The organism is Paenibacillus protaetiae (genome assembly GCF_004135365.1).
GTDB lineage: Bacteria > Bacillota > Bacilli > Paenibacillales > Paenibacillaceae > Paenibacillus_AP > Paenibacillus_AP protaetiae.
Map to the genome: position 1 here is coordinate 2914738 of NZ_CP035492.1, position 15969 is coordinate 2930706.

Sequence of the window (15969 nt, forward strand, 5' to 3'; positions counted from 1 at the left end):
CGAATCCATTATGCCGTGAATCATGCCGCGCCTAGAAGCCGGTCATTGCGGTATGTGCCAAAGTAAGGTACACTGATTACCTTACAACCGCTTCCAAAAATGCGAATAACGAAAAGCAGGTGACCATACAAAATGATCGAAATTAAAACGTCCAAGCTCAGCGATGGCGAATTTAATCGGGGAGTATTTGCGACTTGCGATATAGCCAAAGGCACATTGTTTCATGAAGCGCCTGTTATCCCTTTCCCCAATGAACAGCATGTGCATATTGAAAAAACGCTTCTGGCCGATTACGTGTTTGAATACGGCGCCAACCATACCGCGATTTTGTTAGGCTACGGCATGTTGTTCAATCACTCCTACACGCCTAACTGCACCTATGAACTGAACTTCGATAACATGACCGTTGATTTTTATGCCTATACCGATATTCCCGCCGGAGAAGAAATTCTGATCAACTATAACGGCGAAGTGGATAACGACGATCCGTTATGGTTTAATCAGGGCCCTGCCGATGAAGACGGCGGACAGCCTGAAGACTCAAGCGGCACAAACGAATAAATGCCGTCCGCCCCTGCAGTTCTCCCCGGAGATTGCAAGGGGCTTTTTTTTATAAAGAAGCCTTATATTCCCGAAGAACCCCGCAAGCAGCCGCTGCATACACTGCCCATTAGGTAAACGTCCAATTCTGGTAGAAGGGCAGGAATTTCAATCATGGCGATCAGCTATATGGATTATACATCCCCAAACACGCAATTCACATATGATTTGAACAGCAACCCGTTTTTCACCAAAAACAGCCAGAACCGCATCAACATGCTTTCCGTTAACCAGCTCAATACGCTTGGCAACGTATCCCTGCTGGATATTTATTTAAGCAAAAGCAATATCGTGGAGCCCCATATTCACCAGAACGCATCCGAGCTTGTCTATGTCATCTCCGGCTCCGCTATTGTATCGCTGATTAATCCGTTTACGAAAAAACTGCTTAACTTCAGCCTGCAGCCCGGTCAAGTGGCCAACGTTCCGCAAGGCTGGTGGCATTACGAAATTGCCACAACGGACAATACGCACCTGCTGGCTATATTTGACGCGCCGATTCCGGAATTTATCCCCGGCTCCGATCTGCTCCGCTTAACGCCGGCAGCGGTATTCGCTCATTCGTATTGCCTGAATGAAAACCAGGTGAAAGAAACGCTGGCGCCGATTACCGATACGGTCGTCATCGGCCCGCCTAACAACTGCCAGCCTTCCCGTGAAGGCGCGCCGGATGTTGAACAGCTGCAGCAATCTCCTTACCCGGCCCGGGCTTACCATTACTCCTACGCCGGCCAGCCGTACGGCTACTACCCGGTTTATTATTCCTATCCGTATTAATGCCGCTCCGCCCAGCCGGATGCTCCCGAATCGGCATATGTTATATACGTCCGAACAGCCTAAACGGGAGTTGATCACGCATGGCGTCTGCAACCGGAACCCGAACAGCCTCCGGCTACCGGCTTGACCTGATTATTCCGGTTATCGAAAAAGATTTAAAAACATTGCCTCATGTCGTGCAGGCCGCCAAGCAAAACGTACGGCATACGATAGGCGACGTCATTATTGTGGCGCCAGACAAACCGGCTATCCGCTCGCTCTGCAGCCGGAACGGCTACCGGTTCGTAAACGAAAACAGTGTGCTGCCGCTGCGGAAGCAGGATATCCGCTACAGCTCCAAACATTGGGAGCGTTCGGGCTGGATGCTCCAGCAGCTGCTGAAGCTAAGCGGCGACAAGCTTGCTTCAACGAAGCATTTTCTCGTGATCGACGCCGACACCGTGCTCCTTCGTCCGCATACGTTTATTGCGGGCGGGCAAACGACCTACTACACCCGCAACTGGAGCCAGCCGGAATATTATCGCACCTATCAAAAACTGATCGGCCGCAAGGCCGCCGCCCCCCGCTCCTTCGTCACGCATTACATGCTGTTCGAGAAAGCAAAACTGCGCGAGCTGAAGCGGCATATTGAGCAGCGCCACGGCCGAATCTGGTATAAAGCCATACTCGCCAGCATGAACAAAAAAAGACAGTTCGCCTTTAGCGAATATGAGACGTACGGCAATTTTGTATACAGCCGCTATCCCCAAAGCGTGAAGCTGAAAGCGGCGCTCAACCGCGCGCTGCATTCGGACGCATCGACCTTAACGAAGGACCGCATTCAATCGCTTGCGGCCAAATACCGCTCGGTTAGCTTTCATGAGCGCAAGCTGTATACGAAGCGGCTGACAGCATACTGAACGGTTCATTGCGGAAAAGCCTGCCGGCTGTGAAAAACGGCAAAGCGTTTGCCGTCAGCAGCAAATGGGGCTTTACTGACCGGATGACGTTAAACGGGCCGCTAGATGAGATGACCAGCACAATGAAAGCAAAACAAACTAAATAAACCAAAAAAAGAACAGGAGATCCTGTTCTTTTTTTGGTTATCATTAGAGGGGCACTCCCGAATCCGGGTGCCTCTTGACCGTTATGCGGGCGCGGATAGCCAGCGCAGCAAACAGCACTGCACCGGTGGACAAATAAGCGCCGGCAATATCGGTCGGGTAATGCACGCCCAAATAGATACGGCTGACGCCTGCGGCCAGCGTAAAAAAGCTGCATATGACCACAAGCGCGGTTCTCCCGGCACGCGAAGGAATCCGGCTCCAGCCTAACACCGCCAGCATGCCGAACAGCGCCAAGGCGCTTGTTGCATTCCCGCTTGGAAACCCGTATCCGCTTGCTTCAATAAGCCGGTGCACATCTGGCCTTTCGCGCTGAAACAGCTCTTTTAACGCCAAATTTACAGCTTGTGAACCTGCCAATACAGCAATGAAGGTTACCCATTCGCCAATACGCCTTGCCAGCAGCAAATAGAGGCACACAAGCGCAATGATAACAGCAACCGGTATCCCCGAAGCGACCGACCCGGCTGTCTTCAAAAAGGCGGTCCATCCATCCGACTCCAGATTGTGCAAGCCATCCGTCAGCGGCCGGTCAAAGCCGTCCGAATATCCCGTGCTGACAAACGCGGCAACCACGGCAAAAGCAGCTGCACAGCCGATCCCCCAATATAACGCCAAACGCGGTGTGGACCTCATCCGATCCCGCCCCTCCATTCATCTGCCCGTCATGTATCTTCTATTATATTGCCAAAAATTTCTTCGTGCTCGGCAAGTCGATTTTAGCATGGCGGACATGCCCGCTCAATAGCGTGCAGCAGGTTGAATCCGTTAATGTTGTTATTCCATCCCATGGACATGGACTATATTGCGATTTCTGGACAAGATAATGCTATTCGGCTTGTGAAAGCTGCTTCACAGCGGGTCAAGCGTTCTTTTTAATGCTGGTACAACACAAATTAGTGAAGAAGAACGCCCCAAATCGCCTGTTTTATGCGTGTTATAATGAATCCGCTTTAAATTGCAACCATTTATTCAATTCGCATTGGAAGGGGAATAAATACATGAGTTCAACCAACTCGAACGCAGTCCATGCAAACGCAGCCGACTCGGATACCGCTGAAAAAAGCGTAAAATCGAGCATGCTGTTTGTTTCGCTTGTTTCAGCTATCGCCGCAATTGGCGGTTTATTGTTTGGCTTCGATACCGCCGTTGTATCCGGAGCTATCGGATTTTTAAGCGACCGCTTTGATCTGAGCAAATTTGAAGAGGGCTGGGCAGTTTCCTCCCTAATCGTCGGCTGCGTAGTCGGCGCAGGCTTCTCCGGAATGCTGAGCGACCGCTTCGGCCGGAAAAAAGTGCTGATCGTTGCCGCTTTGCTGTTCATTATCGGCTCGATCGGTTCGGCTATTCCGGACACGTTCAGCTTTTATGTCATCGCCCGTATGGTCGGCGGCCTCGGCATCGGGATTACTTCCACGCTGTGCCCGCTTTATAATGCGGAAATCGCACCTGCCAAATACCGCGGACGCCTTGTCGCACTGAACCAGCTGGCGACGGTTGCCGGCATTTCGCTTGTTTACTTCGTCAACTCCGGCATTGCCGGCATGGGCGATGATGCTTGGGACGTTGCCAACGCTTGGCGCTGGATGTTTGGGGTTGGCGTTGTGCCCGGCCTGCTGTTTATGGTGCTGCTGTTCTTCGTGCCGGAAAGCCCAAGATGGCTGATCAAACAAGGCAAATCGCTTGAAGCGCTGAACATTTTGTTGAAAATTCACGGCGAAGAAGACGCAAGAAAAGAAGTTTTGGAAATTAAAGAATCGTTTAAGCAAGAAAACAGCTCGCTGAAACAAATTTTCAGCCCTGGCCTGCGCGTTGCGCTTATTGTCGGCGTTGTGCTGGCCGTCCTTCAGCAAGTTACCGGCATTAATGCAGTCTTGTATTATGCGCCGGAAATCTTCCAGTCGATGGGTACCGGAACGGATTCGTCGCTTGTTCAAACGATCTTTATCGGTGTCGTTAACGTATTGTTTACGATTCTCGCCATCTGGCTCATCGACAAAGTCGGCCGCAAGCTGCTGCTGCTCGTCGGATCGGGCTTAATGACGATCTGTCTTGCGGTTATCGGCCTTGCTTTCCACACCGGACATACAACCGGTCCGCTGGTTCTGGTGTTTATCCTGATTTATGTAGCGGCTTTCGCGGTTTCGCTTGGACCTGTCGTATGGGTCGTGCTGAGCGAAATTTTCCCGAACCGCATCCGCGGCCGGGCGACCGCTATTGCTTCCATGGCGCTGTGGGCTGCCGATTATGCGGTATCGCAATCGTTCCCGCCGCTGCTCGATTCCGCCGGTCCTGCTCCAACGTTCTGGATCTTTGGCGTTATGGGCGTGATCACCTTCTTCTTTACGCTTCGCGTCGTGCCGGAGACGAAAGGCAAATCGCTTGAAGAAATCGAAACTTCGTGGAGTAAATAATGAACGGAATTAAATAAAAAAAGCGATGCACCTTCCCGGGGGACTGACCCCCGTTACTGAGACAGGGATCAAAACACCTTTCAAGTTAAGCGACCAGTTGTCGGTACTCTACCGGCGACTGGTTATTTAGTTTCGCTTGAATTACGAATTGAGTTATAGTGGTAATGTATTCTCGAACGTTTCAGACTTTAGTGTGGAATGGAACGATTCGGGTGGGGTAATGCCTTTTCCTTTTACGGCCTCCTGATACGCCTGAGACGTGTATACGCTGCCATGATCGCTATGTAGCACCATTCCCGAGCTCATTCATAACCTCTCGAACCGGCACACCGGCCATTCTCATTTCAACGGCCTTCATTTCCACTTCAACGGGGTAGCCCACTCTTGTTGCCAATGCAAAAACACCTCCAAAGTTGTCCCCCATATCTTACGACATGGAGGCTTTCTCTTGAAGGTGTTTTAATTTGTCTCACGCTATGGGGTCAGTCCCTTCCCGGTGCACCGCTTTTTTGTATGTTGTTCAGCTTCAAATGCTCATCCGCTTCAGGCAGGTTTCATGGAATAAACGGATACCGGCTTTGTACAGCCTTCCTGCCGCGAATTAAGCAGCCGTTGCATTCGGTTTGCCTCCGCCAAGCTTGGATTGCCGGCGGTGATGCAGCACATAATAACCAAGAGCGGATAACATCGGCACGATACCGGCCACGACGTACATGACGCGATAATCGGTAAACGAAGCGATTAACCCCATAAAATAGGAACCAAAGCCGTAACCTAAATCGAACATCAAGAAAAACGTTCCCGTTGCACTGCCTCTCCGGTGCTCCGGCGCAAGCTTCATTGCCAGCGTCTGCAGGCACGGCAGCAAAGCGCCGTAGCCGATCCCCATAATCACGCCGTCAATTAAAACCATCGTGCCCGAATGCGCTTGGCTGAGCAGCAGCATGCCGGCAATAAACAAGGCAATGCCGGGATAATATAAATAATGTTCTTTATACTTATCGAAAATTTTACCGATCACCGGACGGAACAACACGATCATGAGCGCAAACGCCACAAAAAACGTGCTTGTCACCTGCGACTGGTGAATTTCGGCCGTAAAGGAAGACATAAAGCCGGACAGCGAGCTGTACGAAAACGATAAAATAAACCCGACAAACGACACCGGCAGCGCCTTCAGCTCAATTAAATCGCTCAAGCGGCCGCGCAGGCCGGATGCCTTCAGCGCCGGATGCCCGTAATCCGGCTTCCCGGTGCGGCGCGGCTGTTCATTCGGCTTCATCGCTAAAGCAAACAGCAGCGAAAGCGCAGCGATGATACTTACGCCAAACAGCAATACATTGACATTGTGCCCCTTCCATAAAGTAAGCCCCAAAGCCGGGCCGATGACCATCGCGATGCTCATAAACATGCTGAAGTAGCCCATGCCTTCTCCTTGGCGCGATTCCGGAATCATCGCGGAAGCCGCCGTGCTGGTCGCTGTGGACGCCAACGCGTAAGCCATGCCGTGGATGAGGCGCACGACCAGAAACAGGAACATCACGTTTTTGGTCGCGAAATAACCGAGGCAGGCTGCCAGAAACACAACCATTCCGAGCACCGCCATTTTCTTTTTCCCGAACCGGTCTACCCATCCGCCCGACAGCGGCCGGAGCAGCACGCCCCCGATAACATAAACGGTAATAACCAGCCCCATCTGCTGCTGGTTGCCGTGCATCCCGTCTTTAACATAAAGCGGAAACGCCGTCGCCAAAATATAAAACGTGAGAAACATAAAAAAACTGCTCATGCAAACCACAATAAAGTTGCCCGTCCAGATTTTCTCTCTATTCAACTCGATTTCTCTCCATTCTCCTTTTCTATGCTGAACTATTATAAGACCATCAATTTATAAAGTATAATACATATCTTATAATGGAATCATTACATGGATGTGATAAGGAGCCGTAGCCGGTTATGGAGTTTCTTCAACTTAAATATTTCCAGGCTGTCGCACGCCACGAGCATATGACGCAAGCAGCCAAAGCATTAAATGTGTCGCAGCCATCGTTAAGCAATTCGATCCACCGGCTGGAAAAAAAGCTAGGCGTCCCGTTGTTTGAACGGCATGGCAGGCAAATCAAGCTGAATGCGTTTGGAGAAACGTATTTGCGCAGAGTCGAGCAAGCTTTTCGGGAGCTGGAAGAAGGTGAACGGGAACTGGCCGACATGGCCGGGCTTGAGCACGGGACGGTAACGCTGTCGGTAACGCTGCCGTATGTACTGCCAACGCTGCTGAAGGAGTTCCTCACCGTTCATCCGCATGTGCGGATCATTCAGCGGCAGCTCGGTTCCATCGTGGAAATGAAAGCGGAGCTGGAAAATGCCGCAATCGACTTCTGCATCTCCACTATGCCGATTAACGGGCCGGATATTGAATGGATGACGCTGGTGGAAGAAGAGCTGTGCTTAACCGTCCCCAAAGGTCACCGCTTTGCTTCGCGTAAATGCATTTCATTAAGCGAAGCGGCTAATGAGCCTTTTATCGCCTTGTCGTCGCGTTCGCATTTCCGCCAAATAACGGACGGGTTTTGCCGGCAGGCCGGCTTTGAACCGCATATTGCATTCGAGCTGGAGGAAGCAAGCGCTGTTCAAACGCTGGTCGAGATGGGACTTGGCATTACGTTCACCCTTCCGCTTTCGCTTGGGCGGAGAGCCTCCAATGCGGACACAGTCCAGCTGCGGATCACGAGACCGCAATGCCGGCGCACCTTCGGCATCGCCTGGAACCGGAAGCATTATTTATCGGAAGCAGCTATCCACTTTCGCGAGTTTGCTGCCGGATTTTTCAGACAGGGCGCCGGCAGCTAGAACAGCCAAACCGAAGGAGAGTGCTTGCGTCGCAGCAGAAGTCCTTCGCCTCCTTCATGAATGCGCAGGTTTGCTTCAATCGCGGCTCTGTTTCATAATAGACAAGTATATAAATAAATGAAGGATAAGGAGAGAAAAACTATGACCTTACATAACAAAACCGCCATTATTACCGGAGCCGGCAAAGGCATCGGCAAAGCAACCGCTATCGCGCTGGCAAAAGAAGGGGTGCACCTCGGCTTGCTGGCCCGGACAACAACCGATCTGGAGGCGCTAAAAGATTCGCTGGCGAACGAATACGGCGTGAACGTATTTATCGCGAATGCAAATATAGCCGTTCGTGCAGAAGCGGAGAAAGCCATCGCTTCGCTTGCGTCCAGCCTGGGTTCAATTGATATTCTGATCAACAACGCCGGTACGGCGCAATTCGGCACCGTGCTGGAGATGGACCCGGACATTTGGGAGCAAATCATTCAAACGAACCTGATGGGCACGTATTACGTGACGCGTGCCGCACTGCCGACAATGCTCGGCCAAAACAGCGGCAGCATTATCAATATCGCTTCCACAGCCGGCGAACGCGGCTTCGCTACCGGCTCCGCATATGCCGCTTCCAAATTTGCGGTGATGGGCTTTACGGAATCGCTCATGCAGGAAGTGCGCAAATCGAACATTCGTGTGACCGCTTTGACGCCTAGCACGGTAAATACCGAACTGGCCGTCAACACCGGCCTGAAGATCGGCGACGAGGACCGCATGATGCAGCCGGAGGATGTGGCAGAACTGATTCTGGCCGCATTAAAGCTGCCGCAACGCGTATTCATCAAATCCGCCGGCATTTGGACGACCAATCCGCAATAACCGATTGCTCCGGATTTTAGCCGAATACGGCTGATCTGTACTTACCGCCTAAGCTAAAAAAACCGGCACCCTTAAGAGGGTGCCGGTTTTTTTAGCTTTGAGCGCTGCGCACATACGGCGCTTCACAGCTGTTACACGGGATAGACGAAGGCTACTCGCGCGTAAATTCAATCCAGTCGATCTGCATGCCCGGTTTGACAAAATCAAGCTTCAGCTCGTACAAGCCTTCCGCCAATTCCACTTTCACAAGCTTCTGGCGGATCCAGGCGCCTTCCGTTCCGTTGGTCTGCACCGTCGTCATCAGCTGCCCGTTCATATATACGTTGCAGGCGCTTTGCGCCCATGCGAATTCCGTCGACATCAGATGAACCGTCATCCGGTAAATGCCCGCCTGTTCCACCTGCATCACGCCGGCTTCACCTGAAGCTACATGCACGCGCCCTGCCTCACCGGACAAACGCTGCGCCGCCCCAAGCGGCAAGTCCTCGCGCGGCTCATACCGTTCCGCATGCTCCTCCTTGACCAGCTCGCGGGAAAACACCGGCGCCTGCATGAGAAACCGGCATATGTTCATCGCGCTGCGCTGTAGCTCGCCGCGGGTTAAAGTGCCGTCAGCAAGCGACTCCACCGTGTTGTCGCCCCAAACGTTCGACTCCGCACCGTAGTTGCTCACGACCATATACAGGTCATTTTGCGAGCGGACCATCCAGTTCGTAAACTTGCGGCTGGCCGGGCCGCCATTGGCCGTGTCGTTCATAACTGCCCACCAGTCCGTCATGACAATGCCTTCGAAGCCCCACTCGCCGCGCAAAATCGTTGTATTCAAGTCATAGTTGGAAGCCGCCCAATGCCCATTAACCGGATTATAGGAAGTCATGACCGAATTCGCTCCGCCTTGCTTCACGGCAATTTCGAATCCTTTCAAATAAATTTCCCGCAATGCGCGCTCTGACACGACCGCATTCACTTTATGGCGGTGCTGCTCCTGATTGTTGCAGGCAAAATGCTTCAAGGTCGCGTTCGAACCGCCTCTGCGGATGCCGCGTGTGCATGCTGCTGCGAACAATCCCGATACAAGCGGGTCCTCCGAAAAGTATTCGAAGTTGCGCCCGTTCAGCGGGCTGCGGCGAATGTTGAGGCCCGGGCCAAGCAAGGCGTCGATGTTGTTGCGCAGCAGCTCCTGCCCTTCCAGCACGTACAGCTCTTCTACGAGCCGGGTGTCCCAAGTTGCCGCAAGCAGCGTGCCGATGGCGACTTGCGTCGCTTTGTGCCCGCTGTCCATCCGGATGCCGGACGGGCCGTCCGCGGTGCACGCCAGCGGAATGCCGTAACCAAGCAGGCTTTCGCTGACTCCGCCAAACGCAGACGCCGTTCCCGGCGTAACAAGCGGGCTGCTCATGCCTTCCCCGCGCACAATGGCGGCCAGCTCCTCATCGCCCAGCTGCGCAATGAATGCTTCCAGGCTTACTTTGCCGTCCGCCACATCCTGCAGCTTGTAGCCGGCATCCCCGGTCTGCGCAAAGCTCTCCGGCAGACGGCTCGCAATCCGCTCGGCAAGCGATATGGAACGCACCGGCACTTGCGCCGCTGCCTGCTCATAAGTGCCGTCAGGCTTACGCGCGCCCGGCTGCAGGCGGTTAAAGCTTTCCGTCGGGGCAGCCGCTTCCTCGAGCTGCTGCACCACCCGAAGCGAGTCCACCAGGTAACCGGTTTTGTCGCCGACGCTGACAGGCGCTGCCTGCTTCACGCTGCTGCCGGCATACAGCCGGTATTCGCCCGCTTCCAGCACATATGCGGAAGCATGCCCCGTTACGCCGCTGTCATCATAAGAAGCCATCTGATCGACCGGGAAGCTTAACACAAGCCGCTCCGATTGTCCCGGCGCAAGCGCCTTCGTTTTTGCAAAAGCGGCCAGCGCCCGGGCTGGCTTGCCCAGCTTGCCTTGCGGCGCTTCCACGTAAACCTGTACCACTTCTTTGCCGGTATACACCGTACCGCTATTGGTCACAGTAACGCCGATTTCAATTGTCTCCGCGCCTTCGGCCGCGGTTACCCGCGCAGGTTCCAGCTCCAATGCAAATGTCGTATACGACAGCCCGTACCCAAATGCAAACTGTACTTGTTCCGGGCAAAACGTTTCAAAATAACGGTACCCGACATAGATGTCTTCCTCGTAAATATTGGACAGCTCATTCCCGTAGTTCCGCGTGGACGGATAATCGCCGATGGAATAAGCAATCGTATCGGTCAGCTTGCCGCTTGGCGTTACATCGCCCGCAAGCACATCGGCTATGGCGTTGCCGCCCTCCATGCCGCCCTGCCAAGCATAGACGACGCCAAAAACCGGATGCTTGTAATCGTCATTCAGCCAGCTCATATCTATAATATTAGAGACGTTAAGCACAACGGCAGTCCGTTCAAAATGATTCGTCACCTGCCGCAGCATCGCTTTCTCTTCTTCCGTCAGCCGGTAGCTGCCCGGCGCGTCGGCGTTATCCTGATCTTCGCCGGCCGTGCGGCCGATCACGATAACCGCCTTGTCGGACTTGGCGCGTGCCTCTGCCACCAGCTCATCGGTTAAGGGCATCTCCTTCTGGTGCCACGGCTCGGCAGCCCAGCCGCCGCCGCCGTTATCAAACGGATTGCTCTCCAGCCAGCCTTCGTACACTGCTGCCAGCTCTTCGTTTACATGGATGCCGGGTTTGCTGCGCAGCCCATCAAGCAGATTTGTCGTATGGGTAACGTTGACGCTGCCGCCCGACCCTGTGCCGCTGCGGTAATAATTGATTTGCGTCCGGCCAAAAATAGATACGCTTTCATTTTCGCGGATCGGAAGCACTTCTTGTTCATTCCGTAATAATACTGCGCCCTCTGCTGCAACTTTCCGGCTAAACGCTGCAAATCCTTCTAAAGGCACTCCCAGTTTCGACATAGTTCCTCTCCCTTGATCTTATGATTTCTAAGTATTGTACCATGTAAAGGCATTCATGGGACGGGCAATCATGAATGCGCGCGTTAAAGCGGCTGCGCCGCCGCAAACCTGTTCACATCAAACGGCTCCAGCAGTACTTCTTCGCCGGTATTCTTCAGCGTTCCGCTCACCCATGAGCGCCTCATGCCCGTCCCGGCGGATTTCGCCCGCCAGCGCGGCCAGCTTTAATGCAATGGCGTTATAGTCCAAATAAATATGCCGCATCTGCGCCCTCCCTTTTCATCTGAAACCAGCTATTAAACTATCATCCAATTATTTCTATGCGATTGCAATAAAATTTTGAAGCGCCGCAACGCAATGCAGCCGGATTCGCCTCCCATAAACTCCATAGTTAGTACAGTAAATTCTTTAATTCGTCCGGTAAAACGCTTTCATTATTAACGATATGATGAAAGCGTGTAAGAAAGTTTATATAGAAACTTCTTTCACTACCATTAATTAAGGAGGAATTCGGCAAATGAGTAGTAAGCTCAAAAGGGTTACCTCGCTATGGCTGGCAGCTCTCCTGCTTCTCCCGCTCGGCTGGCTGGCGCCGGCTGCGAAAGCGGCGGATGCAAGCAGCACGACCGTATACCATGAGACTTTCGCGGATAGCACAGGAGTCGCCCAATCTTCAGGCAATGCTGTGCTGTCGCAGGTAGCCGATAAAAATTTTGAAGGCAATGACGACGGAGGCGCTTTATACGTCAGCAGCCGCACGGCCAGTTATTCGGCCGCCGATTTCAATTACAGCGACATCGGACTCGCGGACGGGCAGACCTACACGGTGACCGTTACCGTCTACGTCGATCCGGGTGAAACGATACCGGAAGGCGCGCAAGCTTACCTGCAAACAGCTGACCAAAGCTTCGGCTGGCTGGCCGGGGCCGCTTACAAGGCAGGCGAGCCGATTACGCTTTCGGGCGAGCTGACCGTTGGCGCCAATGAAGATACGAAAATTCGCGTCCAATCCAACGATGCAGGCGCAAACGTACCTTTTTATATCGGGGATATTCTGATCAAAGGGCAGCCAACTGTTGTTTACCACGAGACGTTCGCAGACAACACCGGAGTCGCCCAATCTTCAGGCAATGCTGTGCTGTCGCAGGTAGCCGATAAAAATTTTGAAGGCAATGACGACGGAGGCGCTTTATACGTCAGCAGCCGCACGGCCAGTTATTCGGCCGCCGATTTCAATTACAGCGACATCGGACTCGCGGACGGGCAGACCTACACGGTGACCGTTACCGTCTACGTCGATCCGGGTGAAACGATACCGGAAGGCGCGCAAGCTTACCTGCAAACAGCTGACCAAAGCTTCGGCTGGCTGGCCGGGGCCGCTTACAAGGCAGGCGAGCCGATTACGCTTTCGGGCGAGCTGACCGTTGGCGCCAATGAAGATACGAAAATTCGCGTCCAATCCAACGATGCAGGCGCAAACGTACCTTTTTATATCGGGGATATTCTCATTGAAGGGCAACAGGCGCCGCCTGACCTTCCTGTCCAGGATCTGACGCCTATCCAAGATGTGTACGCAGACGATTTTCTGATTGGCAGCGCGGTCGCCGAGCAGGACTTGGCTGATAAACGTTTAGAGCTGTTGACCAAACATTTTAATGTGGCAACAGCCGAAAATGCGATGAAGCCGGAATCGCTGCAGCCGACCAAGGGCAATTTTACGTTTGACGCAGCAGATGCCATCGTGAATAAGGTGCTGGATGCCGGCATGCAAATGCACGGCCATGTGCTTGTCTGGCACAGCCAGACGCCGGCCTGGATGTACACTGGCAGCAAGGAAGAAGTACTGGCCAACATGCAAGACCATATTACGACGGTGATGGAACATTTTGGCGACAAGGTCATCTCCTGGGATGTCGTGAATGAAGCGATGAACGATAACCCAAGCAACCCGTCCGACTGGAAAGCTTCGCTTCGCCAATCGCCATGGTATACTGCGCTTGGACCGGACTATGTGGAGCAGGCGTTTCTGACGGCAAGAGCCGTACTGGACGCTCATCCGGAGTGGAAAGACATTAAGCTGTATTACAACGATTACAACGAAGACAATCCGAATAAAGCACAAGCCATTTACAACATGGTGAAAGAGCTTAATGACAACTATGCCGCAGACCATAACGGCAAGAAACTCATTGACGGCATCGGCATGCAGGCGCATTACAGTGTGAATACAAGCCCGGATAATGTAAAAGCGTCGCTTGAGAAATTTATATCATTAGGCGTAAAGGTAAGCATCTCTGAGCTCGATATCGGAGCAGGAAGCGGCAATAAGCTTTCCGACAAACAGGCGATTGAACAAGGTTATTTGTATGCGCAGCTGTTTAACATTTACAAAGCGCATGCCAAAGATATTGAACGTGTAACATTCTGGGGGATGAATGACGCAGCTAGCTGGAGATCCGACACTTCCCCGCTGTTATTCGACAACAGCCTGCAAGCCAAACCGGCCTATTACGGCGTCATTGATCCGGATACCTTTATCGACGAGCATCCGCCAGAGGTAAAAATTACGAAACAGACAACAGCTTCGTACGGTACGCCGGAAGCGATTGACGGAAAAGCAGATGCGGTTTGGAGCAAGGCGCCGGATATTCCGGTGAATCAATACCAGTTGACCGGGCATGGCGCGACCGGCGTGGCTAAAGCATTGTGGGATGAACATAATTTATACGTGCTCTTTCAAGTCAGCGACCAGCAGCTGGACGATACGAGCAATAACGACTATGAACAGGACTCCATTGAAGTATTCCTGGATCAAAACAATGCGAAAACAACAAGTTATCAAAGCGATGACGGGCAATACCGGGTTAATTACAACAACAAAACTTCCTTTAACCCAACTTCCATCGCAGCCGGTTTCGAATCGGCAGTTGAAGTTTCCGGCACCAACTACACGGTAGAGGTTAAAATCCCTCTCACCGCCATTACGCCGAAAAACGGCACCGTTGTTGGCTTTGACGCGCAAATTAATGATGCCAAAGACGGCAGCCGCCAAAGCGTTGCTTCCTGGAACGATTTAACGGGTACCGGTTATGCCAATCCTTCCGTGTTCGGGGAATTGAAGCTGAACGGCAAATCGGATACTACCGGCGGCAACAACAACACGCCGCAGCCGGAGACCGGAAGCGTAGAAATCAATAGCGGCACTGTGACCATTCATCCTGTGCTGAAAACATCCGGAAACGTTGTAACAGGCGTAGTCACGGATGATCTGCTGGATAAAGCTTTAAAACAGGCAACTGCCGGCGCCGACGGGCGGAAGCAGGTAACCATTAACCTGCCTAAGCAAACTGGCGCAAGCTCCTATGAAGCGCAGCTGCCGGCACAGCGGCTCGACAGCGGCGATAACCTGTCCCTGCTGTTGCAAACCGAATTCGGAACGATCGAACTTCCAAGCCGGATGCTGTCCAATGTAACAAACAGAGGAGATCAAGTATCCGTTCGCGTCTCGCAAGTATCCGCAAGCGATCTGGATGTGGATGCCGCAGCGCGTTCTGCCATCGGCAGCCGTCCGGTCGTGGAACTCAGCTTGCTGTCCGGCGGCCGTACGATTGCCTGGAATAACCCGGAAGCACCGGTGACGGTTTCGATTCCTTACACGCCAACAGCCGACGAGCTTGCCCAGCCGGACTCCATCGTCGTATGGTATATCGACGGCAACGGTCAAATCACCTCCGTCCCTAACGGGCGTTATGATGCGGCAACCAAGACGGTAACATTCCAAACGACGCATTTCAGCGCTTATGCCGTGGCCGTATCGTCCAAATCGTTTACGGATTTGAGCAGCGTGCCTTGGGCACAATCGGCGATTGAAGCGATGGCAGCCCGCGATATCATTAAAGGCGTCTCTGCATCCAGCTTCTCGCCTGGCGCCTCCATCAAGCGGGCGGACTTTATTGCGTTGCTTGTCAGAGCGCTGGAGCTGAAAGGAAGCGGACAATCCGTATCCATGTTCAGCGACGTTCATGATACCGATTATTACTATGAAGAGCTGGCCATTGCGAAAGAGCTTGGCATCGCAGCCGGCTATGAAGACAATACGTTCAAGCCAAACAGCACGATTTCCCGCCAGGATATGATGGTGCTGACCGCACGCGCGCTCGAGGCGGCCGGCAAGCCGCTTGCAGCAGGCGGAACGTTAGCCGCATATCCGGATGCGGCGCAGGTTGCCGGCTATGCGGAGGAAAGCGCCGCAGCGCTGGTGCAAGCCGGTATTGTGAACGGCAAAGGCAGCATCATCGCTCCGGCCGATTCGCTGACCCGCGCGGAAGCAGCCGTCATCTTGTACCGGATTTGGAGCTTGTAACACTTAAGCACAAAGGGACTTGCCAGTAATGGCAAGTCCCTTTGTTTGCTTGTGCCGCTCCCTGCACCG

Annotated in this window: 11 protein-coding genes and 1 pseudogene; 7 read left to right on the forward strand and 5 right to left on the reverse strand. The window is 53.1% G+C overall.

Annotation, left to right across the window (positions count from 1 at the left end):
• Positions 1–132 precede the first annotated feature (132 nt).
• From ET464_RS13490 to ET464_RS13500, 3 genes are all read left to right on the forward strand, one after another.
• Positions 133–561: an SET domain-containing protein gene (locus ET464_RS13490; RefSeq protein WP_129441696.1), complete on the forward strand. Its 429-nt coding sequence runs from the start codon at positions 133–135 to the stop codon at positions 559–561.
• A 153-nt stretch (positions 562–714) separates the two neighbouring features.
• Positions 715–1377 carry a cupin domain-containing protein gene (locus ET464_RS13495; protein ID WP_129441698.1) on the forward strand — a complete coding sequence of 221 codons (663 nt, stop codon included), beginning with the start codon at positions 715–717 and terminating at the stop codon, positions 1375–1377.
• An 80-nt stretch (positions 1378–1457) separates the two neighbouring features.
• Positions 1458–2276 (forward strand): DUF6492 family protein, encoded by an 819-nt coding sequence (locus ET464_RS13500; RefSeq protein ID WP_129441700.1) that lies wholly within the window; start codon positions 1458–1460, stop codon positions 2274–2276.
• Positions 2277–2465: 189 nt separating this feature from the next.
• Here the strand turns inward: ET464_RS13500 and ET464_RS13505 are convergent, their stop codons facing one another.
• Positions 2466–3116, reverse strand: a complete 651-nt coding sequence (locus ET464_RS13505) for a phosphatase PAP2 family protein (protein ID WP_165279999.1) — start codon at positions 3114–3116, stop codon at positions 2466–2468.
• 443 nt (positions 3117–3559) lie between these two features.
• Here ET464_RS13505 and ET464_RS13510 point away from each other — a divergent pair, with 443 nt between their 5' ends.
• Entirely contained in the window at positions 3560–4894 is a 1335-nt protein-coding gene (locus ET464_RS13510; protein WP_244226770.1) for a sugar porter family MFS transporter, read from the forward strand.
• A gap of 171 nt (positions 4895–5065) precedes the next feature.
• On the opposite strand, the pseudogene ET464_RS20895 reads toward ET464_RS13510, so the two are convergent.
• Positions 5066–5185: pseudogene (locus tag ET464_RS20895) on the reverse strand (IS3 family transposase); the annotation flags it as partial.
• Positions 5186–5495: 310 nt separating this feature from the next.
• On the reverse strand, positions 5496–6728 hold the full coding sequence (locus tag ET464_RS13515) for an MFS transporter (protein WP_129441706.1): 1233 nt from the start codon (positions 6726–6728) through the stop codon (positions 5496–5498).
• Between the two features lie 122 nt (positions 6729–6850).
• Between ET464_RS13515 and ET464_RS13520 the strand changes: the two genes are divergently transcribed.
• Both ET464_RS13520 and ET464_RS13525 read left to right on the forward strand, forming a co-directional pair.
• The gene (locus tag ET464_RS13520; RefSeq protein WP_129441708.1) at positions 6851–7744 is read left to right on the forward strand and encodes a LysR family transcriptional regulator; all 894 of its coding nucleotides are present in this window, start codon (positions 6851–6853) and stop codon (positions 7742–7744) included.
• 141 nt (positions 7745–7885) lie between these two features.
• A complete protein-coding gene (locus ET464_RS13525) occupies positions 7886–8605 on the forward strand; it encodes a 3-ketoacyl-ACP reductase (RefSeq protein WP_129441710.1) in 720 nt (239 codons plus the stop codon).
• Between the two features lie 151 nt (positions 8606–8756).
• Here ET464_RS13525 and ET464_RS13530 read toward each other — a convergent pair whose 3' ends face one another.
• Positions 8757–11537, reverse strand: coding sequence for a glycoside hydrolase family 3 C-terminal domain-containing protein (locus ET464_RS13530; protein WP_129441712.1), 2781 nt, complete (start codon positions 11535–11537; stop codon positions 8757–8759).
• A 117-nt stretch (positions 11538–11654) separates the two neighbouring features.
• Complete coding sequence (locus ET464_RS19850; RefSeq protein WP_165280000.1) at positions 11655–11801, reverse strand: hypothetical protein; 147 nt, start codon at positions 11799–11801, stop codon at positions 11655–11657.
• Positions 11802–12054: 253 nt separating this feature from the next.
• Here ET464_RS19850 and ET464_RS13535 point away from each other — a divergent pair, with 253 nt between their 5' ends.
• Positions 12055–15900: an endo-1,4-beta-xylanase gene (locus tag ET464_RS13535; RefSeq protein ID WP_129441714.1), complete on the forward strand. Its 3846-nt coding sequence runs from the start codon at positions 12055–12057 to the stop codon at positions 15898–15900.
• Positions 15901–15969: the final 69 nt, after the last annotated feature.

Coding starts and splice junctions, on each gene's coding strand:
- ET464_RS13490 (WP_129441696.1), top strand. CDS start 133: ATGATCGAAATTAAAACGTCCAAGCTCAGCGATGGCGAATTTAATCGG.
- ET464_RS13495 (WP_129441698.1), top strand. CDS start 715: ATGGCGATCAGCTATATGGATTATACATCCCCAAACACGCAATTCACA.
- ET464_RS13500 (WP_129441700.1), top strand. CDS start 1,458: ATGGCGTCTGCAACCGGAACCCGAACAGCCTCCGGCTACCGGCTTGAC.
- ET464_RS13505 (WP_165279999.1), bottom strand. CDS start 3,116: ATGAGGTCCACACCGCGTTTGGCGTTATATTGGGGGATCGGCTGTGCA.
- ET464_RS13510 (WP_244226770.1), top strand. CDS start 3,560: ATGCTGTTTGTTTCGCTTGTTTCAGCTATCGCCGCAATTGGCGGTTTA.
- ET464_RS13520 (WP_129441708.1), top strand. CDS start 6,851: ATGGAGTTTCTTCAACTTAAATATTTCCAGGCTGTCGCACGCCACGAG.
- ET464_RS13525 (WP_129441710.1), top strand. CDS start 7,886: ATGACCTTACATAACAAAACCGCCATTATTACCGGAGCCGGCAAAGGC.
- ET464_RS13530 (WP_129441712.1), bottom strand. CDS start 11,537: ATGTCGAAACTGGGAGTGCCTTTAGAAGGATTTGCAGCGTTTAGCCGG.
- ET464_RS19850 (WP_165280000.1), bottom strand. CDS start 11,801: ATGCGGCATATTTATTTGGACTATAACGCCATTGCATTAAAGCTGGCC.
- ET464_RS13535 (WP_129441714.1), top strand. CDS start 12,055: ATGAGTAGTAAGCTCAAAAGGGTTACCTCGCTATGGCTGGCAGCTCTC.